We start from the raw sequence: 20,211 nt of genomic DNA on the forward strand, positions 1-20,211 counted from the left end.
CTGTTTGCGAATATCCTCGGCGTCGCCGACCGCCTGAATCATCAGATGCCGAATGGCGTCAATGTCGGCGGCGATCTTGCAGAGCTTGCGCGCCGCGCCGACATAGTCGTCGAGCGACAGGCTTTCGGCGCCAGCGGCGCGCGCGATCAGGGTCGGATTGGTGGTGAAGCCCCGCACGCCTGGAAATTCGAGCGCCTTCAGGATCGCGTCCCGATCCGCCGTATCGACGAGAAGCATCGCTTCCCTGCCTCTTTCCGATCGTGGTCGCGTTCAGGCGGGTTTTCGTCGCGCGCTCAGCACGACGCTTTTCGGATTCGTAAGAATCGGATCCCAGAATTTTTGCCCATAGCGTTCGATCCCTTCCTTGGAGACCGCGAATGGCGTCAATTGGGCGTCGGCGAATCCAGCCTGCTCCAGCGCGTTTTCGTAAGCGCGACGGCTCCATTGGGCGAATTCGATCGAAAAGTCGTCGTCGACAAAACTCATCCGAACCCGCAGGTTCTCGGGGCCTTTGCCGATCTCCTCGATAGCATAGCCATAGGGGAGCAGATCATCTCGACCGTTGATAAAGTCGGGATTGGGCACAACGGCGATCAGCCTGCCGCCCGGAGCGACATTCGCCGCCACTGAGCGGAACATTCGCGCCAGCGTCGCTTCGTCCCTGGCGTAATTGAACAGAAAGACCGCGGTCGCGACATCGAAAGCGCCGAAGACCGCCATCGTCGCGGCGTCGCTGACCTTGTAGACGATTCCAAGCGGATGTTCGCTTTCCGCCTGACGCGCCGCCGCCACCATCGCCGGCGACACATCGACGCCGAGCACGGAGGTCGCGCCGAGCTTTTTCAAGAGCCGGGCGTAATGGCCTGTCCCGCAGGCATAGTCGATGGCGCGCGCGTCGACAATGTCGCCGAGCGCGGATTCAACCGACGGCGTTTCGAGGAAAACGGTCACGTCGTCCTTGCGCGCATGCGAATATTGCGTGCTGATGGTTTGATATTGATCCTTCATGAGCCGCCTCAAGCAGTCGTGACGCCGCGTCGATTCGCCAATCATACGAAATCGTTTCAACGGCTCGGGCGTCATGCCCGACGCGCGAAGCGCGATCGGGAATCCAGAGCAGGACCAACGGTCCTGCGACGGCTCTGGATTCCCGGTCACGCCTTTGGCCTGCCGGGAATGACAAAGCCCAAGCGAACGGTTCAGCCGGAATTCGTATGAAAAATGTTTGCGTTGGAAATGCGCGCGACGGCTGGAGGGCCGTTGACGTCGCATGGCGTACAAGACCGACGACCGCTTGCCTAACATTGCTTCCGAGGCGACCGCCACAGCACGGCGCCGGCGCGCGTTTCACATGCCGCCGACGACCGGCTCGCCGGCGTTGACCCAGGCGAGAATGCCGCCGCCGAAATGCGTGTTGGCGTCGCGACGGCCCATCAGCCGCGCCTGTTCCATCGCCGACACGGAACGCTTGCCGGAGCGGCAATAGATCACGACTTTTTGTCCGTCGCCCGCGACCGGCAATTTGCCCGGATCGAATTGCGACAGCGGGTTGAAAATGGCGCCGGCGATATGGCCGGCGGCATATTCGTCCGCTTCACGCACGTCGACAAGCAAGACCGCGCCCGTCGCGAGGCCGGCTTTCAGCTCTGCGAGGCTGATGTCATTGAATGGACCGCTCATGATACTCAATGCTCCTCTGATCCAGCATGGTGTCCTTGGCGCTCGGCGCCGAGCTCTGACGAGCGCCTATCCCGTATTGCGCAGGCCCGCGGCGACGCCGTTGATCGACATTAAAATCCCTTCGCGAATGTCTTCGCCGCGCTCGCCCGCGCGATGGCGGCGGATCAGCTCGACCTGCAGATAGTTGAGCGGCGCGATATAGGGGAAACGGTGCCTGAGCGAGCGCGCGAGAGTCGGATTGTCGGCGAGCCGCTCCTTGGAGCCGAGAATCTTTTCGAGCGCCTCATTGGCGCGCGCATGTTCCGCCTCGATCATGCCGAAGATGCGCGCCGAAAGCGCTTTGTCCTCGACGAGACCGGCGTAATGATGCGCGATCGACATGTCGGTCTTGGAGAGGATCATGTCGATGTTCGACAAGAGCGCGCGGAAGAACGGCCATTCCTGGCTCATCCGGCGCAGCAGCTCGAGCCGCGGCTTTTCGTCCTTTTCGATGAAATGCGCGATCGCCGAGCCGAAGCCGTGCCATCCGGGCAGCGCGACGCGCGCCTGCGCCCAGGAGAAGCTCCAGGGGATGGCGCGCAGGTCCTCGATCCGGCGCGAAGGTTTGCGCGAAGCCGGACGCGAGCCGATGTTGAGCGAGGCGATTTCCGAGATCGGCGTCGACGAAAAGAAGAAATCGACGAAGCCTTCAGTTCCGTAGACGAGGCCGCGATAGGCGGCCATGCCGGCCTGCGACAATTCCTCGGCCGCCTCCAGAAACTCCGGCGGCGGAGTTTTGTGCTCGGAGAGCAGCGTCGCTTCGAGCGTCGCGGCGACGAGCAGTTCGAGATTGACATGGCCGATCTGCGGATTGCCGTATTTCGCCGCGATCACCTCGCCCTGTTCGGTCAGACGGATCTGCCCGTTCACCGTACCGGGCGGCTGGGCGAGAATGGCGTCATAGCTCGGACCGCCGCCGCGACCGACGGTGCCGCCGCGGCCATGGAAGAGGCGCAGGGTCACATTGGTCAGCGACGCGAAAAATTCAGCCAGCGCCGTCGAGGCGTGATAGAGCTCCCAGATGCTGGTTAGAATGCCGCCATCCTTGTTGGAGTCGGAATAGCCTAGCATCACATCCTGCTGCCCGCCGGAATTCACGACGAGCTTCAGGATGCCGGGAAGCGCGTAGAATTCCCGCATGATCGGCGCGGCGTTGCGCAAATCGTCGATCGTCTCGAACAGCGGCACGATGATGAGGTCGGCGATCACCGACTGCGCGTCGCGCGGATCGAGGGTGCCGCGCATCAATCCGCATTCTTTCTGCAGCAGCAGCACTTCGAGCAGGTCGCTCACTGTCTCGGTGTGGCTGATGATGTAATGGCGGATCGCCTCGTCGCCATAGAGCTGGCGCATCTCGCGCGCGCGCTCGATGATCGTCAATTCGCTCGTGGCGCGCTCGCTATAGGTCGCGCTGGGCAGGCGCGCCGGTCGCGGATCGCTGAGCAGGCGCATCAGCAATTGCTGTTTTTCAATCTCGGGCAGCGCGGCGTAATCGTCGACGATGCGGGCGATTTTGAGAAGTTCGGCGATCGTCTCCTCATGCCGATCCGAGCTTTGCCGCAGATCGAGCGTCGCCAGGTGAAAGCCGAAGACTTCGACGGCGCGGATCAGCGGCTCAAGCCGCTGGGTGGCGATGACCTCGCTCTGATGAACCCGCAGCGATTCATCGATGGTGACGAGATCGGCGAGCAGCGCCCAGGAATTGGCGTAAGGCTCGCCCGGCGCGACGGCGTGGCGCGCCGCTTGGCCGCCGGTCAGTTTCTCCAGCGTGCCGGCGAGGCGGGAATACACCCCGATCAGCGCGCGGCGATAAGGTTCGTCGTCGCGATGCGGATTGTCGTCGCCGGACCGCGCCGCAAGTTCTTCGAGCGCCTTGGTGCAGCCGGCGTAGCGCCGCGAAATCGACAGTTCGGCGCCAAGCTCATGCACCTCGACGAGATAAAAGCGCAGCACGGTTTCGCATTGCATGCGCATCGCGGTCGAGAGCGACTCCGCCGTCACATTGGGATTGCCGTCGCGATCGCCGCCGACCCAGGCGCCCATCCGCAGGAAGGGAGGCACCCGCAATCCTTCGAGTCGCTGTTCGATGTCGGCGTAAAGTCGCGGAATCTCGCGCAGGAAGGTACTGCGATAATAGCTCAGCGTATTCTCGATCTCGTCGCGCACCGTCAGTCGCGAATGACGCAGCAGCTCGGTCTGCCAGAGCTGCGACACGCGGGCGCGCAGCTGCATCTCGTTTTGCGCGCGCTCAGCCTTGCCGCGCATGTGTTCGCGCGCGGCGAGCAGTTTGAAGATCGCATGTTCGGCATCGAGCAGGCTCTTGCGGCGCACTTCGGTGGGATGGGCGGTCAGCACCGGCGAAATCCAGCCGTGCGCCAGCGCCTGAGCGATCTTGCCGGCGCCGACCGCGGCTTTGCGCAGATGCGCGAAGGTCGCGGCGAGGCTTGGCGCGCCGGCAAAGGCGCCCGTGCCGCTCGCCTGGGCGCGCGCCCGCTGCTGCAGCGGATGCAAATCCTCGGCGATATTGGCGAGATGCGAGAAATAGCTGAAAGCGCGGATCACGGTGCGCGCTTCTTCGGCGGTAAGCGCGCGCAGCAGCGCATCGAGATTTCTGTCAGCCTCGGCGTCGCCGTTGCGGCTCGCGGCGACCGAGAGCCGCCTGATCGTCTCGATGCGCTCGAAGGCGGCGGCGCCTTCATGTTCGCGAACGGCGTCGCCAAGCAGCCGTCCGAGCAGGCGAATGTCCTCGATCAGGGATTCGTCGCCCTTCGCCGCATCGGGCTCGGCGCCCGCCGCGGGAGCGAGCGTGACGGGTTTTTCCTGCGCCTGCGCTTCAAGCTGCATGCTGTCGCGACCTTTGAAACAATTCGCGCCTTTGCGCGCCTCGATTGTACCTATAGCAGGGTTCGTACCCCTTTTCGATGTGGCGCTTGTTCGAGGCGCGCCGCCCGCGTATAGACTTTCGCGCTGCGGCTCATCTCGGCGCTGCCTGGCGCCAATGGTCAAGTCATGCTCGACACAACGGAAATAGCTATCTTCGCGGCCGTCGGCCTAGTCTTCGCCCTGGGCCTTATCGCGCTCTGCCGATGGTCGGGCGCGCCCGCGCAACGCGTCGCCGCCTATGCGCTGATCGCGCTGTCCTTTCTCTATGTCGGCTTTGCTTTTCGCGCCGAAGAGCCCGGCGCCTGGGTCGGAGTCGAGATGACCGGCGTCGCCGTGTTCGGCACTCTCGCCGGCATGTCGATCATCGGTTCGCCCTGGTGGGTCGTTGCCGGCTTCGCGCTGCATCCGCTGTACGCGATCTATTTCCACTATATCGGCGCCGGCTCGCAATTTGCCCCGGCGCCCTTCGTGATCGCCAATGCGGCCTTCGACGTCGCGACGGCGCTCTTTGTCATCTTTGCCGCGTTGCGCGCCGCAGGGAAGAAGCCGACGGCCGCCGCCGCGCCGGCGGCGCAGCGTAAGCTCGCCGCGCGCTCCCAGCATCGCGCGCCAAGCCGCGACGCCGGAGGACCGGCGTGAACGCGCCCGTCGACTTTACGCTGCGCTACGACTGGCGCATCGAGGAAATCGTCGCCCTGCACGATCAGCCGTTGCTCGATCTCGTCGCGCAGGCGAACGCCGTCCATCGCCGCTTTCACGACGTGAATGACGTGCAGAAAGCGGCGCTGCTGTCGATCAAGACCGGCGGCTGTCCGGAAGACTGCTCCTATTGCCCGCAATCGGCGCATCATCGCGAGGTGAAGCTCGACCGCGTCGATCTCATGCAGACGGCGGAGGTGCTCGACGCCGCCAAGACGGCGCGCGAGGCCGGCGCCGATCGCTTCTGCATGGGCGCGGCCTGGCGTTCGGCGCCAGAGGGCAAGCGCTTCGACGCCGTGCTCGACATGGTGCGGGGCGTGCGCGCGCTCGGCATGGAGGCCTGCGTCACGCTCGGCATGATCAACTCGTCGCAAGCCAAGCGCCTCGTCGACGCCGGCCTCACCGCCTATAACCACAATCTCGACACTGGCCCGGAATTCTATGGCGAGATCATCACCACCCGCAGCTATCAGGACCGTCTCGAGACGCTGAAAGCCGTGCGTGGGGCGGGGTTGGAAATGTGCTGCGGCGGCATCATCGGCATGGGCGAAAGCGTTACGGATCGCGCCGGCATGTTGCAGACGCTCGCGTCTTTCGATCCGCATCCCGAGAGCGTGCCGATCAATGCGCTGGTCGCTGTCGAGGGCACGCCGCTGGCGGGGCGCGCGCGGATCGATCCGCTCGATCTCGTGCGGATGATCGCGACGACGCGCATCGTCATGCCGAAGTCGCGGGTGCGGCTCTCGGCCGGCCGCTCGTCCCTGTCGCGCGAGGCGCAGATACTCTGCCTCGTCGCCGGCGCCAATTCGATCTTCTACGGCGAGAAGCTGCTGACGACGGACAATGCCGGCGTGAACGAGGACGACGCGCTGTTCGCCGCGCTCGCGGCGCGCGAGGCGCCGGCGCCCGCCGCCTCATAAGCGCTCTCATTGGAATCGCGTGAGCTGTTCGCTTGGCCTTGTCATTCCCGGCAGGCCGAAGGCCTCACCGGGAATCTAGAGCCGACACAGGAGCGCTGAGTTTGCTCTAGATTCCCGATCGCGCTTCGCGCGTCGGGAATGACAGACGATCCGTTCAGACGGAAGTCGTATCAATCGGACCGAAGATCAGCTCGAAATTCCTGCGCAGCGCGGCGTCGACCGCCTGCATGTCCGCCGTCACGCCAAGGTCGGCGAGGCTGGTGACGCCAAGATGGGCCTCGCGCACGCCGCAGGGCGCGATGCCGGAAAAATGCGTCAGATCCGGCGCGACATTGAGCGCGACGCCGTGAAAGCTCACCCATTGCCGCAGGCGAATCCCGATCGCGGCGATCTTGTCTTCCGCGGTCTCGCCTTGCGGCCCCTTGGGCTTTTCCGGCCGCTCGACCCAGACGCCGACCCGCGCCGCGCGCCGCGCGCCGGCGACGCCGAAATCGGCGAGGGTCGCGATGATCCATGATTCGAGCTCGCAGACTAGCGCGCGCACGTCGCGCCGCCGGCGCGTCAGATCGAGCATGACATAGCCGACCCGCTGCCCCGGTCCATGATAGGTGAACTGCCCGCCGCGCCCGGTGCGATAGACCGGAAAGCGGGCGTCGAGCAAATCCTTCTCCTTGGCTGAGGAGCCGCCGGTATAGATCGGCGGATGTTCGAGGAGCCAGACGCATTCGCGCGCCTCGCCCAAGGCGATCGCCGCCGCGCGGGCTTCCATCCAGGAGACCGCCTCTTCGTAAGGGACGAGCCCTTCGCCGACGCGCCATTCGACCGGCGGCGCGCCGTCGGGCGCGCGCATCGCCGTTGCGTCGGCGGCGCGCAAGGGCGGGCAGGCGGCTTCGCTCATCGCGCGACTTTACATCAACCGGAAGGTTCGCGCGTCGACCGCTTGTCATCCCCGAGGCGATTTGTTAGACGCAGCGCGCCGGCGCTTCGCGTTAAAGCGGAGCGCCCTTGCGGCCGTGGCGGAATTGGTAGACGCGCTAGCTTGAGGTGCTAGTTGGGCAACCAGTGGAGGTTCGAGTCCTCTCGGCCGCACCAAGCCTAACAGCCTGATAGGGCGGTGTTTACGGCTTTCAGTGCGTTGCGCGCCGCTAATTTCGGCGCATGCGGTCAATTTGCGCGCGGTCCGGCATCGCATGTGGAGATTTGCAATCGCTCGCACTGGAGTTGAAATCCCTCTCCTGATGCGTCGGCGCCTCCGAGAATCTTGCAGCTCATCTTCATATTTTCTCCAGCGGGCGCGATCACGATCTGGGCGGCCGCGGCGGACTTGATCTCGTCCGCCGTCTCCTGCCATCGCGTTAAGGAGAGCGCCTGCATTTTTGTCTGCAGCTCCTTTATTTCCTGCTCGATGTTCGCTTTGCTGTCCTCTGCTCTCTCGATTTTGTAACTTAAGGTCCTTAGCTATACGGCGCGCGACTCCTTGGGGCGGACGTCATCAACCGCGTAGGATCGCCGTCCGTCCGTCTTATTTTTCGCGGTTTTCGCGACGCATGCGTTGGCGGGACCGCAAACCTTTCCGGGGCCGCAGGAATAGGTTCCGCAGTCGACCATCTCCTTGGCGAGGCAACGTCGGCCGTCAGCCGAGCATTTCCTGTCCGCCGGGCACATGAAGCCGTTCGCGCAGGCGACATAGTTCGCTCCGGCGCAGGCTTTGTCGCCAGCTCCGCACTCCAGCGCGAAGGACGCCTCTCCGCAGGCCAACAAAGAGGCGCTGACCAATGCTAACCGCCACATGTCCAGCCCCTAATCTCTTAATGAAATATTCGATCTTATGGCCAAACAGTTGGTGGAGCGGCCGACAGTTCTCGCGTTAAGCAGCAAATCTCCAACGGGCGCGGCGATACGCCCCTCTTGTGGATATTCGATTCAGGCTCTTGACTTCGCAAGTGCAGCGTGACCATAGGCGCAGCAAATCCCAATGTTTGGTTACCAACCCTTTGCGTTCCGCTTCGCCGCAAGCGACTATTTTCATCGCAACAAATTCAGTCTCGAGCTTAGCCGTGAACGCTGATGCGCAATTGCTTGAAGACGCGTCTTCGCTCCGGCAAAACTTAAATATAAATAGTGAGTTATTTCCAATGTAATCTGTGGAATCCTCTTGGCGGCGCCTAAGCCAATACGCCCAAATATTCGGCGCCGCAGCGGGCAAACATCAGCCACATTCCCAGACGCAAGATGGTTGCGCTGGCGCTTGGTCAGCAGGAGCCGCCCGCCCGGTTTCGCAAGGCTTTCAGGCGGGGTCCGACGCCGGCTCTTGTCGTTCAACCGCGCCCGGAGCGGGAAGCATGGCTGTATCGTTAAGAGAACGCGGGGCGCCGCCCAAGACCGACAATATCGAAACCCGCGCCCGCTATGCGTGGCATGATATCGAGGCCGACTGGCGCGTCGCGTCGCCGCGGCCGATCGGGCCGCGCCGGCAATCCCATGCGATGGAGGCCGATCGCAATTTCGAGAAGGTCGAGCGCTTCTTCTATTACGGCGCGGCGGCGCTCGTTTGCATCGGAACCGCGATCGTCGTCATTTCGGCGTTCTGGGGCGAACTGCCGCAAAATCTCGATCCTGCTGATTCACTGACGCCTCAAACGGCGGTCTCTTCTGGCGCAGCGGGCGGCGCGGCCGCTCATCCCCAGCCGTCGAATTTGTTGCGGTCCCATGAACAGCCGGTCTCGATCGTCGCCGGGCCGGTGGAGCCGGCGCCCGCGCAAGACCGCGCCGCCGCGCCGCCATCGGAGCCCGAAGCCGTATCGCAAGCCTCGAACGCCATCGCGCCCTCGGTCGCGAGCGCCGCTCCCGAACCGGAATCTCTCAATGACGGCGCCGCGGCCCTGCGCGGATCGGCGCAGAGCGGCGCGGCGGGTGGCGTGTCCGAGACGGCGATGAGCGCGCCTGACAAAGAGGCCGCCGCGCCCCAAGCGCGAATGAACAAGTGCTACGTCAGGATTTCTGGACGCGTGGTTGAAGGCGGCGCCTGTCAAATTTCGAGAAACGGCGGCGCGGTGACCTTCCAATATTCCGGTCAGACGCTCACGCTTACGCCGGTCAAGGGCAAAACCTGGTCCGCCGCTCTCGCCGGCAAGAAGCTTGGCAACGTCTATAAGAGCGGCTCCTGCTGGGCGTCGAGAAGCGCCTATATCTGCGACCGTGGCGCGCCCTAAGCCGCTTTTCGCGCGGCTTTAGGGTTCGCTCGTTTTCGGCGCCGGCTCCTGCGCGCCGTGATCATGCGCCTCCGGCGCCAGCTTCGCCTTTGGTCCGAGAGTCTTGGCGATGATCGGCTCCGTCGTCGAGGTCCAGTCCGGAGCGGCGTCGACGATCGGGGTCGGCGTATCGCCCGGCTTGATGTGGACCAGCGAATAGCCGCGCTTTTTCAATTCGCGCAGAAACTCGGGCAGCATCTGCGCGGTGATCGCCTGCGAGTCGTGGAAGAGCACGATACCCTTGCCCTTCTTTTCGAGCCGCGACAGCACGAGGTCGAGTTCGGCCTTGGGCGTCATTTTCGACCAGTCCGAGGCCCAGAGGTCTGAGCCGAACACCGTATAGCCGCGGCTGGTGAGATCGGCGACGAGTTCGGGCGTGTCGGCGAATCCGGGAAAGCGGAAGAAGGGCGCGGCCTTGACGCCGAGCGCCTTGTCGACGGCGGCGATTCCCTTTTCGATGTCCGCCTTGGCGGCGGGTTCGCTCATCAGCCTGAGCGTCTTATCCGGATGGCTGTAGGAATGATGGGCGATGGTGTGGCCTTCCGCTGCGGCGCGTTTCACCAGAGCGGGCAGGCTTTCCGCGTTTCGGCCGATAATGAAGAAGGTCACCCGCGCGCATTCCTTGGCGAGCGCGTCGAGCACTTGCGCCGTCGGCCCTGCCGGCCCATCGTCGAAGGTGAGAACGACCTCGTGATCATGAAGGTCGAGCGTGCGCGGATAGGTTTGCAGGCCGACCGCCGTTCCCTTGGCGCGGTCGATGTAAATCTCCCGTGAAACCCCGAGCGCGTCGGGCCCGCAGGCCGGTTGCTCCGCCGCATGGCACGGGGCCGCGCAGAGCCCGGCGAAGAGCGACGCAAGAAGAAAGGCGGGCTTGAGTTCGCGCGCGGCGGCCGGCGCTCCAGCTTTTTTCATGGTGGGAAAAGTCGCGGTCATCTTGGCTTACCGGTTTGATTTCTCGCGCCCGCAGGTTAAGAGCGCCACCATAGTATAGCGCGGGACCGCCTATGCCGCTCGATCATGAAGATACGGCGACCGCCGCCGAGGACGTGCGCGACGACGGCCCGGCGTCTCTCGGCCGCGAATTCGTCCTCGACGTCGAAGGCGCGATCGCGCTCGGCGACGCTGAGCGCGTGCACGAACTCGTCGGCGACCTCCATGAGGCGGACCTCGGCGCGCTGCTGGAGCTTCTGAGCCACGAGGCGCGGCCGCGGCTCGTCGAACTGATGGGCGCCGACTTCGACTTCACCGCCCTGATGGAGGTCGGCGAGGCGACCCGCGAGGAAATCCTAGAAGAACTTCCGGTCGAGACGCTCATCGAAGGCGTGCGCGACCTCGAAAGCGACGACGCCGTCGCCATTCTCGAGACTCTCGAGCCGAAGGAACAGGCCGAAGTTCTCGAAGCCCTGCCGGCGCAAGAGCGCATCGTCCTGCGCCGCTCGCTGGATTATCCCGAAGATTCGGCAGGGCGCCTGATGCAGACGACCTTCGTCGCCGCGCCGCCCTTCTGGACGGCGGGTCGGGTGCTCGATTTCTTTCGTGAGAGCGGCGAGGAAAATCTGCCCGAGAGCTTCTTCGAAGTCTTCGTCGTCGATCCGAGCTACCATCTGCTCGGCACGGTTTTCCTCGACGCGCTGGTGCGCGCCAAGCCCGGCGCGCGGCTCGAGGAAATCATGCAGGAGGATCGGCGGCGGGTGAAGGCGACCGAGGACGGCGCCGAGGCGGCGCGGCTCTTCGAGCGCTACAATCTCGTCTCCGTCCCGGTCGTCGACGAGTCCGAACGGCTGGTTGGCGTTCTCACCATCGACGATATCGTCGACGTGATCCAGGAACAGGCCTCGGAGGAAATCCTGGCGCTCGGCGGCGTCAACCCGGAAGAAGAGCTGACCGACGATTTTTGGTGGATTGCGCGGAGCCGCTTCACCTGGCTGTCGGTCAATATGCTGACCGCCTTCATCACCTCCTCGGTCTTGAAGACCTTCCAGTCGCAATTGGAGCAAATGGTCGCGCTGGCGGTGCTGGGGCCGATCGTCGCCGGGCAGGGCGGCAATTCCGCCACCCAGACCATGACCGTGGCGGTAAGGGCGCTGGCGACGCGCGAACTGACCCGCGCCAACGCCTTTCGGATCATCGTGAGGGAACTCGCCATCGGCGCGGTCAATGGCGCGGCCTTTGGCCTCGTCACCGGCATTGTCGCCGCCAACTGGTTCCATAATGTCGGACTCGGCCCGGTCATGGCCCTGGCGATGTTCACCAATCTCGTCGCCGGCGCGCTCGGCGGCATCGTCGTGCCGCTCGCCTTCGACAAGCTGAAATTCGATCCGGCGGTCGCCTCCGGGCCCTTCGTGACGACGATCACCGACGTGATCGGCTACGGTTCCTTCCTTACAATCGCCAGTTTGTGGTTCCATTTGGGCTGAGGCGCGTCGGCGCGTTTACGCTCCATTACCGCCTGCGGAGATAGTATGGCGACATGCGCCCGTTGAAATTTTCCCTCCCGCGTTCCCTTGCCTGCGCCACGCTGGCGGCGGCGACGCTCGCCGGCTGCGGCAGCTCCTATGATCCGAGCTTTTCGGGCCGGCGTCGGCTCCAGACCAGCGCGCCGCTGATCAACCCCAAGCGCGATCCGAGCTTCCTCGCCTATGCCGTGCCGGAGACGGAACTCCATAAATTTCCGGCGACGCGCAGCGCCGAATTCGCCGTCCATGGCATCGACGTGTCGAAATATCAGGGAAATATCGACTGGGAGCAGGTCAGGGACGCCGGCGTCTCCTTCGCCTTCATCAAGGCGACGGAAGGCGGCGACCGGGTCGATTCGAAATTCGCCTATAATTGGGCGGCGGCGAAGGCGGCCGGCGTGCCGCGCGGCGCGTATCATTTCGTCTATTGGTGCCGCCAGCCGCATGAAGAGATCGGCAATTTCGCCAGCGTCGTGCCCAATGAGCCGGACGCGCTGCCGCCGGTGCTCGACGTCGAGCCGACCCCGACTTCTGGAAGCTGCAAGCGCACGCTCTATCGCGAGGAAGTGCTGCGCGACATGAAGGCGATGCTCGAACAGATGGAGCGCCACTACGGCAAGAGGCCGATCATCTATTCTTCGGTCGACTTCTATCAGGCGATCCTGCATTCGGGGGCCTTGTCCGAATATCCGATCTGGGTGCGCTCGACGAAATACCACCCCCAGGTGCGCTACGGCGACCGCCAATGGACCTTCTGGCAATATCGCTCGGACGGGCGCATTCCGGGCATCACCGGCGCGGTCGACCAGAACACGTTCAACGGCTCGGCCGATCAATGGCGCAGCTGGCTCGCCTCGACCGCCGGCCTGCGGGCGGGCCCGATCGCGACGGCGCATAAGCAAGTCGATGACCGCGCCGGCAACAAGCTCGTCGAAGACGATCCGGCGATGCTGTCGGGCGCCGAAAAGAGCGCCTATGAGCGGGAGCTGGGCGCGCCCGTGCCGCCGGATTCGATCCGCTAGAGAAGGGCGCCGGGGTAGCCAGACGCGGAGATTTCGCGTATAGGCCCCGGGCCAGTTTCCGCCGCGCGGCGCTTCTGCCCGCGCGCCCATGTCATAAAGAGAGAATAAATGGCCGTTCCGAAGAGAAAAACCTCGCCGATGAAGCGAGGGTTCCGCCGCTCCGCCGACGCGCTGAAGGCGCCGACCTACGTCGAAGACAAGGATTCCGGCGAGCTGCGCCGCCCGCATCACGTCGATCTCAAGACCGGCATGTATCGCGGCCGTCAGGTGCTCAAGCCGAAAACCGTCGAGGAATAATCGTTCCGACGGTTAACGAAGATGAAAGCGGGCCGCTGGGCTCGCTTTTTTGTTCAGCGGCGCTTTTGCGCAGCCGCGAGCATCGGCAGCAGCAGCGCGCGCGGCGTCGCCGCAGAACCAAAGATCAGCGCCCGGTTCACCCATCCCGGCACGATCACCCGTCTGCCGGCCATGAGTCCCTCATAGCCCTGGCGTGCGACCTCCGCCGCCGGCACCATCGCGGGCCTCATCGCCGCCATCAGCCCTTCAAAGTGCATGCCCGCCCGCGCCTGAAAACCGGTGCGCACCGGGCCTGGGCAGAGGCAGGCGACTTTCACGCCCTGCGGCTTCAACTCCTGCGACAGCGCCTCGCTGAACGAGCGCACATAGGCCTTGCTGGCGTAATAGACGGCGAAGCCCGGCCCCGGCATGAAGGCGGCGACCGAGGCGACATTGAGCACGCCGCCCTTCGCCGCGACAATCGCGGGCAGAAAGCGCAGGGTCAGCGCGGTCAGCGCCCGCATGTTGAGATCGACGATGGCGAGCTGCTCGGCGGCGTCGAGTTCGATCGCCCGGCCCATCAGGCCAAAGCCGGCGTTGTTGACGAGATATTGCGGCGCGACGCCTTCCTCGGCGAGGCGCTCCTCCAGGCGTTGAACGGCGCTTTGTTCGGTCAGGTCGAGTTCGATCGGCAGCGGGCGGGCGGCGCCCGTCGCGGCAATGTCGTCGGCGAGCGCCTCCAGCCGCTCGCCGCGGCGGGCGACGAGCGCCAGCTCATGGCCCTTCGCCGCGAAGATTCGGGCGAGCTCGGCGCCAATCCCGTCCGACGCGCCGGTGACGACCGCGACCGGACGGGTCACTTTCCGCCATCCTTGCCGCCATCCTTGCCGCGCGACCAGGGACCGATTGCGCCGGGGTCGGCGGCGTCGCGGGCCTCGCGGCGCAGTTCGACCCGGTCGCGGGTCGAGACGCCGAGCAGTTCGGCGACGCGCCAGACGACATTCTCCTCGAATTCATGCACCGCGCCGTCGGCATGGGCCATGTCCCAGAGCATGCCGACGATCTGCCGGCGCCCGTCCTCGTCGAGCCGGCGTTTGAGGACGCTGGTGAAGCGATAAAGATCGACGGCGTCGGCCTCGCTCTCGCGCGCCGCCTGGATCAGTTCGGCCGCCTCGTCGCCGGCGAGGCCGAAGCGCGCCTCGACCAGCTGCCGGATGCGCGCCTTTTCGCGATCGTCGAATTCGCCGTCGATCGAGGCGATATGGACGAGAAGCGCCGCGGCGGCGAGCTGATAGTCGGCGGCCTCAAAGGGCTTCGGCCCCTCGGCCTCGCCGGCAAGTTCGCTGATGAAGTTTTTGAGAGCTGCAAGCATGGGCGGCGAGGCTAACGGGGCGGAAGGCGTGTTGCAAATCCGTATAGATGATGGGGAGCGCGAAGGGTAGGCGGGGAGGGTAGCCGATCGGGCCAATCTGCTGCCGCTGAGTCGACCAGGGCATGTTCGTCGTTCAGTATACGCCGGTAGTATTCATGCCGCGGCGACGATAGATTTTCTCTCCCGCGAACTCGTGCAATGGATTGCTGAGCGCCGGATTGGTCATTGTGCAGCAAGAAATCGGACTGAGCGGTTCAAAGCGGGGAGACCCCAGCTGAATGTGCGTTTGATCGGCGTCATTCAAGATGAGATTGGCGAGTTTGCGCGCAGAGTCGTCCCACGAATAAATCGGCATTTTTTCTTTTTCGATCGGTTCTCGATAGAGCTTCTCGATTTTGTCGGCCAGGTCGATCGAGTCCAGCAAGTTGAAATAGTGGACATGGTTTCCGCCGATTTCGTGGAATACGGGCAAATCAGAGGCGATGACCGGAAGTCCGTAACGACCGGCTTCAACCAGCGGAATGCCAAATCCTTCGATCATTGACGGATAAACCATTGCGCAGGCGTGGGTGTAGCAGTGGCGAAGATCGGCGTCGCTCGCATTATCGAGCCACAGGAGACGTCGCCCAAATTCCTGGTGTTGTTTGATTCGATGCGCGAGCGCCTCGCTTTGCCAGCCCGCTCGGCCGATGATGACGTAACGAGCGTCGATGCCTCTCAACCAGAGACGCTCAAACGCTTCGAGAGCGATCGGATAGCCTTTTCGTGGCTCAAGCGTGCCAACGCTCAGAAAATAGGGCGCTTCATCTGCAGTGACGGCTTTGGCCTCGGCGGAAGGCGGAGCGCTTTCGTCGCTGTCGAAATCCGCGCCCAGTCGCCACCAGCAAATGCGCAGATGCGGCTTTGTGGCGAGGTTATTGCGGGTGACGTAAGCGATAAGATCCGTCGCGGTGCTCTTTGAGACGCAAATGATCCGATCGCTTTTCAATACGATTTTGTCGAACCACTCGTTGAATTCGTCAGTCATTTCGGGGCTGACGCTGAGCGGATGGATTAAGGGAATCAGGTCGTGAAGAACCGTCATGAGCTCCCCGCCGACATCGGCAAGACCCTGAATAAAAGGCAGATGTTCGGAAAGCATGCCCCAGCTTGCGTCGAGGAGCACAAATTTGTCGCCTTCCCTGAACTTGATCGAGCGCGGGAGCGACGGATGGTCGTAGTAGGAAAGAAGCTCGCCATTTTCGACGATTACGGGAAGCGCGAACCGATCTCGAATTGATCTCATTGCTATCTCGCGAACGACCCGCTGAACGCCCGTTTTCCCTCCAAAACGTAGTGTTGGTGTGACATCAATGAAAACACGGCCAAATGAAACCGAGGAGAGCGCATCATCCGAGGCGAGTTCACTTGGCAAATGAGGTCGGCGGTTGGGGCTCAAGCGGCGCCGGCTTCTCGATCCATCGTGCAGATGGGCAAGGCCTAGCTGCTTGGTCGTCGTCCAATAGAGCTCTTTCAATTTGAAGTAAACGAAAGCTGTTACAGGATCGAGCGAATACGCCAATCGTCTGCGATTCATTTCCATGTTCTCTTGCTGAATCTGCGACGCAAGAAAAAAGACGATCTCGCCTTCGTGATCTATTTGCCGCTCCATCTTGCGCTTCTCCAGAGTGCACGCCGAGAACGCGGACCCGAGCTTTCGAGCGGACCAGCGATTGGTTTCAGGGATTTAGATTTGGGCGGCGGTTAGGAGCTTCGCCGCATTTCACGCGGGTTGATCAATCAGCCGGTGAAGAGGCGCCGACCGGGTTCAGTCCAGGCGCCGGTCGTGGTTTTTCTGTGTTTGGCGTCCAACGGCATACAGGGATGGATCGCCATCAACTTGCACGCAACGTCGCCGAGCCGACGCGCGAAGCGTTCTAATGAGAATCTCTCTTCGTACAACGCGCGCGTATCGCTCGTCGTTGGATCGCCGCGTCCGCCGATGACGCGGCTCTGGAGCATGGCGGCGGCGAATTCGTTGGCGTCGTCCGCAATGAAGACGTTGGCAAGCCGTGACGGATCGATCTCCATGCCCCTGAAAGCCTTGGACGTCGCGATGACCGGCAGTCCGCTGGACAGCGCTTCCACGGTCTTGATTGAAAGGCCGTGGCCTTCTCTTGTCGGGAGGAGAATGATCGCTGCGTCGGCGTAGGCGGATTCTTTGTCGGCAATTCTGCCCCGGAAAAGATTGCGATGTTTTTCGTACAGCGCCCTGTCACGCTTTTTCACGCCATCCGCGATGTCGCCAAAAATCGAAATCGACATGTCAGGCACATGCGGCACAATATATTTCAGAAACCATCGGACGCTGATGTAGTTGGCGGCGTTGTTGCCTGCGACAAAAATAGCCTGATCGCCATTGGGGCGGGCGGCAACGGGGGCTACCGACGGATAGATCAGTTCGTGACGAGACAGCGGCAGAAGCTGACTGAACGCGGCATGCTCTTCCGAATTCAAGTGAATGCAAACGTCGGCGCGCTTGAGCCAGTTGAGTTCGACAGCGAGCAGGTCGTTATAGCGAACATGCGGCGGGATGCTAACCCCCGCGCGATTCCGTAACTCGTACTGGCGAGCCTGAATGTCGTGCGTGTCCAGCACGACAGGAATGCGGCGCCCTTCGCGCATTCTTTCGACGAAAGGCATGACGAAGAAATGGTTGGCGTGGATCAAGTCAATGGCGGCCGTATCGAGCGCTTCGGGCAAAGGCGCGCGCTTCACTAACTCCACAAGCCAGGTTGCGTGGTCGCCATGGATCAGGGGCAACCAACCGTCCCTTAGCAGCGCTGTCTTGAAGAGGTCTGCAATCGTGGCGGACGATTCATATCGCTCGTCGGCAGCGAGGTCCTGACTATGCGACCGGTAGTTCTTCCACCGTGCGCCGCGGCCGATCGAAGGCGTGACGTCGTCCATAAGCGCAATGGAGAGCACGCGCGCCCCAAGTTGCTTATAGGCCCTGATTTGACTGGCGATGACCTGGTGCGTTCCGCAGGAGTGCCATGCAGGATGCACGACTGCGATGGTTTTTCCGGATAGCGCGGCGCGACTCGAACTTGACTGATGTATCGACATCTCGATGACCCTGTTTGGGTCCTCAAGATCGGACTCGCTGGAGACTTTTATTTGCTCAATTCGTTTCGTTTTGTTTCGAGGTCGGCTTTCGGCAGCGACACCCTTGCGATCAGGCCGCCGCCGGTCCGTTCATCCAATGTGAGGCGTCCGCTGTGCGCTTCCACGATCGAGCGCGCGATCGCCAGGCCCAATCCGAAGCCCTCGTTTGCATTCGAGGACACGCCCACGTCTCCCCGCTCGAAAGGCTCGAGCATCGATTCCCTCTTTTCCGGAGCGATGCCCGGGCCCCTGTCGACGACCTCGACGACCGTTGCTTCATCGCCTTCCAACAGGCGGACCTTGGGGCTCACCCCGTATTTCACCGCATTGTCTATAAGATTGGAAAAGGCGCGTTGCAGATCATCTGGGCTGCCGAGAACGTTGGCGTGACCGACACCGTCGTAGCGCGCGTCTGCGCCGACGTCGACGAACTCGTCGACGACCGCCTGCAACAGGCTCGCAAGATCCAGAACGACCATCTCTTGTCGAAACCCGCCGCGCAGATAATCAAGGCAGCCGCCGACCATCGCCTGCATCTGATCAATGTCCCGCAGCAGTTTCGCTTTCGTGTCGCTGTTTTCGATGTATTCGGCACGAAGACGCATTCGCGTGATCGGCGTCCGTAGATCATGGCTGACGGACGTCAACATCCTCGTTCGTTGGGAAGCCATCACGGCGATGCGACGCTGCATGCGATTGAAGGCTCGCGTCGCCTTTCGAACCTCTTCAGGACCAGTCTCCGGCAACTGCGCCGGGATGCTGTCGAGGCCAAAGGATTCGGCGGCGCTGGCGAAATTCGTCAGGGGGCGCGTAAGCGACCTCGCAGCCCATAGGGAAAAGACGAACAGACTGATCGCCACGAAGCCGAGGGAGACGATTACGAACCGAGAAAATCCTGGACGCAGAGTCGGAGCGTGCAGAACGAATTCCTGAGCGTCGTGCAAGGACCCGCTAAAATGCTCGTCGTCATCGTGGGCTTCGATATCGACTCCAACCGGAAGGCGAGTTCGGAAATAGGCTGGATGGCCCTTGTTGCGCGCGGCGAGTCCAGGCGCTAAGAGCGCAATCTGAAACCCCGGAAGGTTCGCGTTAAAGGCCGCGGCGATCACCGGCCTTTCGGCGGCTGAGGCGGCGTCCAACGCCGTCAGGGCCGCCACGACGATTGAGGCGTTGAGGTCCCGAGGATGGCCGGGGAAGGGCGGCGACAAGAAAAGAATCGCGGTCACTGCTGCGTGGAATAGGCCGACGCATAAGAGGAGGAGAAGCCCCAACTGCACATTGATGTTTCGGAGCGCAGGCATATTCACTGAATGCTGACTTTCGCCGTGAACGTGTAGCCGATAGAGCGGACCGTCTGAATGTGCGCCGGGGCTCGCGGGTCAATCTCGATCTTTTGACGAAGCCGGCTTACCAGAATGTCCACGCTCCGCTCAGTCGTTGACGCCGCCTTCAATTCGTCGCGCGAGAATACTTTTCCGGGGTTGCGGCAGAAGGTCAGCAATAGATCGAATTCAGCGCTCGTCAAAATCACCCTTACGCCGGTCGGCCCCGACAGGCGACGTGAGAAAGGATCCAAAACAAAGCCGGCGAAGCAAAAGGCGTTAAATTGCCCACGCGGCTCGATGTCCGGCGCGGTCCGGCGCAGGACGGCGCCGATGCGCGCCAGCAGCTCACGGGGCACAAAGGGCTTGACCAGATAATCGTCGGCGCCGAGTTCGATGCCGAGTATACGGTCCGTGTCTTCGCCGCGCGCGGTTAGCATGATCAATGGGGGGCTGCGCGTGTTCCGCAAGCGCATGCAGATCGAAAATCCATCCTCGTCGGGAAGGTTGACGTCGAGCACGATGAGATCGACATGCTCGCTCGCGAGGACTTCGTCCATCTGTTTGCCGTCTGGCGCGACCATCACCTTAAACCCGTGGTCGCTGAGGTATTTGGAGATGAGCGATCTGATTTCCTCGTCGTCCTCTATGACGAGGATCGATCGCCTATCGGCCGCGCTTGACGGGTTTATTTCATTCAAGGCCAAGAATTTCATTTGCGCTCGGCTCCAAGCGAGCGGCGACTTCCGAGCCGAGGGTTCCGCACAGCTGTGTCGAGATTCTGGCGCGTTTGTTTCATTTTGTTGCGCTGACCCGGCTATCATGGCAGGCAGACATAAAGAAATCTTTATATCTTTATTGCCTTTCCTGGCCGCCCCTGCTATAGGCTTGCGCCGAGTCGCCGACCTGGGCCGGCGGCGGGAATTCGGTTGAGCCGTTCCGGCGTGTCATTCCCGGCGGGCCGCAGGCCCGACCGGGAATCCAGAGAAGCTCCAGCCTTGCTGGTTTTGCTCTGGATTCCCGATCGCTTTGCTCACGCAAAGCGTCGGGAATGACAGCCGGGGCGGTCGTCATTGCGAGCCGGAGGCGAAGCAATCCAGAATGCGCCCAGTGACTCTGGATTGCTTCGTCGCTGCGCTCCTCG

At 62.8% G+C, this 20,211-nt stretch carries 19 protein-coding genes, 1 tRNA gene and 1 pseudogene; 7 read left to right on the plus strand and 14 right to left on the minus strand.

Going from position 1 to position 20,211, the window contains the following annotated elements; all coding sequences use genetic code 11:
- From U1E20_RS13240 to ppc, 4 genes are all read right to left on the minus strand, one after another.
- Positions 1–237, minus strand: a 237-nt coding sequence (locus U1E20_RS13240) for a transaldolase family protein (RefSeq protein ID WP_409981097.1), incomplete at its 3' end; no start/stop codon positions are given.
- Between the two features lie 33 nt (positions 238–270).
- A complete protein-coding gene (locus U1E20_RS13245) occupies positions 271–1,008 on the minus strand; it encodes a class I SAM-dependent methyltransferase (protein ID WP_409981098.1) in 738 nt (245 codons plus the stop codon).
- A gap of 339 nt (positions 1,009–1,347) precedes the next feature.
- The gene (locus U1E20_RS13250; RefSeq protein WP_409981099.1) at positions 1,348–1,680 is read right to left on the minus strand and encodes a rhodanese-like domain-containing protein; all 333 of its coding nucleotides are present in this window, start codon (positions 1,678–1,680) and stop codon (positions 1,348–1,350) included.
- 66 nt (positions 1,681–1,746) lie between these two features.
- The gene (gene ppc / locus U1E20_RS13255; RefSeq protein ID WP_409981100.1) at positions 1,747–4,563 is read right to left on the minus strand and encodes a phosphoenolpyruvate carboxylase; all 2,817 of its coding nucleotides are present in this window, start codon (positions 4,561–4,563) and stop codon (positions 1,747–1,749) included.
- 165 nt (positions 4,564–4,728) lie between these two features.
- Between ppc and U1E20_RS13260 the strand changes: the two genes are divergently transcribed.
- Both U1E20_RS13260 and bioB read left to right on the plus strand, forming a co-directional pair.
- Positions 4,729–5,241: a PTS sugar transporter subunit IIA gene (locus tag U1E20_RS13260; protein ID WP_409981101.1), complete on the plus strand. Its 513-nt coding sequence runs from the start codon at positions 4,729–4,731 to the stop codon at positions 5,239–5,241.
- The gene (gene bioB / locus U1E20_RS13265; protein ID WP_409981102.1) at positions 5,238–6,221 is read left to right on the plus strand and encodes a biotin synthase BioB; all 984 of its coding nucleotides are present in this window, start codon (positions 5,238–5,240) and stop codon (positions 6,219–6,221) included. Before U1E20_RS13260 ends, bioB begins: the two co-directional genes overlap by 4 nt.
- 154 nt (positions 6,222–6,375) lie before the next feature.
- Here bioB and lipB read toward each other — a convergent pair whose 3' ends face one another.
- Positions 6,376–7,119 (minus strand): lipoyl(octanoyl) transferase LipB, encoded by a 744-nt coding sequence (gene lipB, locus U1E20_RS13270; RefSeq protein WP_409981103.1) that lies wholly within the window; start codon positions 7,117–7,119, stop codon positions 6,376–6,378.
- A 109-nt stretch (positions 7,120–7,228) separates the two neighbouring features.
- On the opposite strand from lipB, the gene U1E20_RS13275 reads away from it, so the two are divergent.
- Positions 7,229–7,313, plus strand: a tRNA-Leu gene (locus U1E20_RS13275).
- A gap of 72 nt (positions 7,314–7,385) precedes the next feature.
- Here U1E20_RS13275 and U1E20_RS13280 read toward each other — a convergent pair.
- Positions 7,386–7,595: a hypothetical protein gene (locus U1E20_RS13280; protein ID WP_409981104.1), complete on the minus strand. Its 210-nt coding sequence runs from the start codon at positions 7,593–7,595 to the stop codon at positions 7,386–7,388.
- A gap of 968 nt (positions 7,596–8,563) precedes the next feature.
- Between U1E20_RS13280 and U1E20_RS13285 the strand changes: the two genes are divergently transcribed.
- On the plus strand, positions 8,564–9,433 hold the full coding sequence (locus U1E20_RS13285; protein ID WP_409981105.1) for a hypothetical protein: 870 nt from the start codon (positions 8,564–8,566) through the stop codon (positions 9,431–9,433).
- 18 nt (positions 9,434–9,451) lie between these two features.
- On the opposite strand, the gene U1E20_RS13290 is transcribed toward U1E20_RS13285, so the two are convergent.
- On the minus strand, positions 9,452–10,384 hold the full coding sequence (locus U1E20_RS13290) for a polysaccharide deacetylase family protein (RefSeq protein ID WP_409981106.1): 933 nt from the start codon (positions 10,382–10,384) through the stop codon (positions 9,452–9,454).
- Positions 10,385–10,476: 92 nt separating this feature from the next.
- Between U1E20_RS13290 and mgtE the strand changes: the two genes are divergently transcribed.
- From mgtE to rpmF, 3 genes are all read left to right on the plus strand, one after another.
- Positions 10,477–11,889: a magnesium transporter gene (mgtE, locus tag U1E20_RS13295; RefSeq protein WP_409981107.1), complete on the plus strand. Its 1,413-nt coding sequence runs from the start codon at positions 10,477–10,479 to the stop codon at positions 11,887–11,889.
- Positions 11,890–11,942: 53 nt separating this feature from the next.
- The gene (locus tag U1E20_RS13300) at positions 11,943–12,950 is read left to right on the plus strand and encodes a GH25 family lysozyme (RefSeq protein WP_409981108.1); all 1,008 of its coding nucleotides are present in this window, start codon (positions 11,943–11,945) and stop codon (positions 12,948–12,950) included.
- Positions 12,951–13,058: 108 nt separating this feature from the next.
- Positions 13,059–13,247 carry a 50S ribosomal protein L32 gene (rpmF, locus tag U1E20_RS13305; RefSeq protein ID WP_409981109.1) on the plus strand — a complete coding sequence of 63 codons (189 nt, stop codon included), beginning with the start codon at positions 13,059–13,061 and terminating at the stop codon, positions 13,245–13,247.
- A gap of 53 nt (positions 13,248–13,300) precedes the next feature.
- Here the strand turns inward: rpmF and U1E20_RS13310 are convergent, their stop codons facing one another.
- The 7 genes and pseudogenes from U1E20_RS13310 to U1E20_RS13340 form a co-directional block, all read right to left on the minus strand.
- The gene (locus U1E20_RS13310; RefSeq protein ID WP_409981110.1) at positions 13,301–14,086 is read right to left on the minus strand and encodes an SDR family NAD(P)-dependent oxidoreductase; all 786 of its coding nucleotides are present in this window, start codon (positions 14,084–14,086) and stop codon (positions 13,301–13,303) included.
- Positions 14,083–14,598 (minus strand): TerB family tellurite resistance protein, encoded by a 516-nt coding sequence (locus U1E20_RS13315; RefSeq protein WP_409981111.1) that lies wholly within the window; start codon positions 14,596–14,598, stop codon positions 14,083–14,085. Before U1E20_RS13315 ends, U1E20_RS13310 begins: the two co-directional genes overlap by 4 nt.
- A 133-nt stretch (positions 14,599–14,731) precedes the next feature.
- The gene (locus U1E20_RS13320) at positions 14,732–16,249 is read right to left on the minus strand and encodes a glycosyltransferase family 4 protein (RefSeq protein ID WP_409981112.1); all 1,518 of its coding nucleotides are present in this window, start codon (positions 16,247–16,249) and stop codon (positions 14,732–14,734) included.
- Positions 16,250–16,377: 128 nt separating this feature from the next.
- Positions 16,378–17,706 carry a glycosyltransferase gene (locus U1E20_RS13325; protein WP_409981113.1) on the minus strand — a complete coding sequence of 443 codons (1,329 nt, stop codon included), beginning with the start codon at positions 17,704–17,706 and terminating at the stop codon, positions 16,378–16,380.
- A 47-nt stretch (positions 17,707–17,753) separates the two neighbouring features.
- Positions 17,754–18,395, minus strand: coding sequence for a sensor histidine kinase (locus U1E20_RS13330; RefSeq protein ID WP_409981291.1), 642 nt, complete (start codon positions 18,393–18,395; stop codon positions 17,754–17,756).
- Positions 18,396–18,434: 39 nt separating this feature from the next.
- Positions 18,435–19,046: pseudogene (locus U1E20_RS13335) on the minus strand (HAMP domain-containing protein); the annotation flags it as partial.
- A 2-nt stretch (positions 19,047–19,048) separates the two neighbouring features.
- Positions 19,049–19,783 (minus strand): response regulator, encoded by a 735-nt coding sequence (locus U1E20_RS13340; protein ID WP_409981114.1) that lies wholly within the window; start codon positions 19,781–19,783, stop codon positions 19,049–19,051.
- Positions 19,784–20,211: the final 428 nt, after the last annotated feature.

The organism is Methylocystis sp., assembly GCF_046349115.1.
Classification (GTDB): domain Bacteria; phylum Pseudomonadota; class Alphaproteobacteria; order Rhizobiales; family Beijerinckiaceae; genus Methylocystis.

Bases quoted from the DNA above. Each gene is read 5' to 3' on its own strand.
- mgtE (WP_409981107.1), top strand. From the start codon at position 10,477: ATGCCGCTCGATCATGAAGATACGGCGACCGCCGCCGAGGACGTGCGC.
- U1E20_RS13250 (WP_409981099.1), bottom strand. From the start codon at position 1,680: ATGAGCGGTCCATTCAATGACATCAGCCTCGCAGAGCTGAAAGCCGGC.
- U1E20_RS13285 (WP_409981105.1), top strand. From the start codon at position 8,564: ATGGCTGTATCGTTAAGAGAACGCGGGGCGCCGCCCAAGACCGACAAT.
- rpmF (WP_409981109.1), top strand. From the start codon at position 13,059: ATGGCCGTTCCGAAGAGAAAAACCTCGCCGATGAAGCGAGGGTTCCGC.
- lipB (WP_409981103.1), bottom strand. From the start codon at position 7,119: ATGAGCGAAGCCGCCTGCCCGCCCTTGCGCGCCGCCGACGCAACGGCG.
- U1E20_RS13245 (WP_409981098.1), bottom strand. From the start codon at position 1,008: ATGAAGGATCAATATCAAACCATCAGCACGCAATATTCGCATGCGCGC.
- U1E20_RS13325 (WP_409981113.1), bottom strand. From the start codon at position 17,706: ATGTCGATACATCAGTCAAGTTCGAGTCGCGCCGCGCTATCCGGAAAA.
- ppc (WP_409981100.1), bottom strand. From the start codon at position 4,563: ATGCAGCTTGAAGCGCAGGCGCAGGAAAAACCCGTCACGCTCGCTCCC.
- U1E20_RS13260 (WP_409981101.1), top strand. From the start codon at position 4,729: ATGCTCGACACAACGGAAATAGCTATCTTCGCGGCCGTCGGCCTAGTC.
- U1E20_RS13320 (WP_409981112.1), bottom strand. From the start codon at position 16,249: ATGGAGCGGCAAATAGATCACGAAGGCGAGATCGTCTTTTTTCTTGCG.
- U1E20_RS13315 (WP_409981111.1), bottom strand. From the start codon at position 14,598: ATGCTTGCAGCTCTCAAAAACTTCATCAGCGAACTTGCCGGCGAGGCC.
- U1E20_RS13290 (WP_409981106.1), bottom strand. From the start codon at position 10,384: ATGAAAAAAGCTGGAGCGCCGGCCGCCGCGCGCGAACTCAAGCCCGCC.
- U1E20_RS13330 (WP_409981291.1), bottom strand. From the start codon at position 18,395: ATGTTGACGTCCGTCAGCCATGATCTACGGACGCCGATCACGCGAATG.
- U1E20_RS13340 (WP_409981114.1), bottom strand. From the start codon at position 19,783: ATGAAATTCTTGGCCTTGAATGAAATAAACCCGTCAAGCGCGGCCGAT.
- U1E20_RS13300 (WP_409981108.1), top strand. From the start codon at position 11,943: ATGCGCCCGTTGAAATTTTCCCTCCCGCGTTCCCTTGCCTGCGCCACG.
- U1E20_RS13280 (WP_409981104.1), bottom strand. From the start codon at position 7,595: ATGCAGGCGCTCTCCTTAACGCGATGGCAGGAGACGGCGGACGAGATC.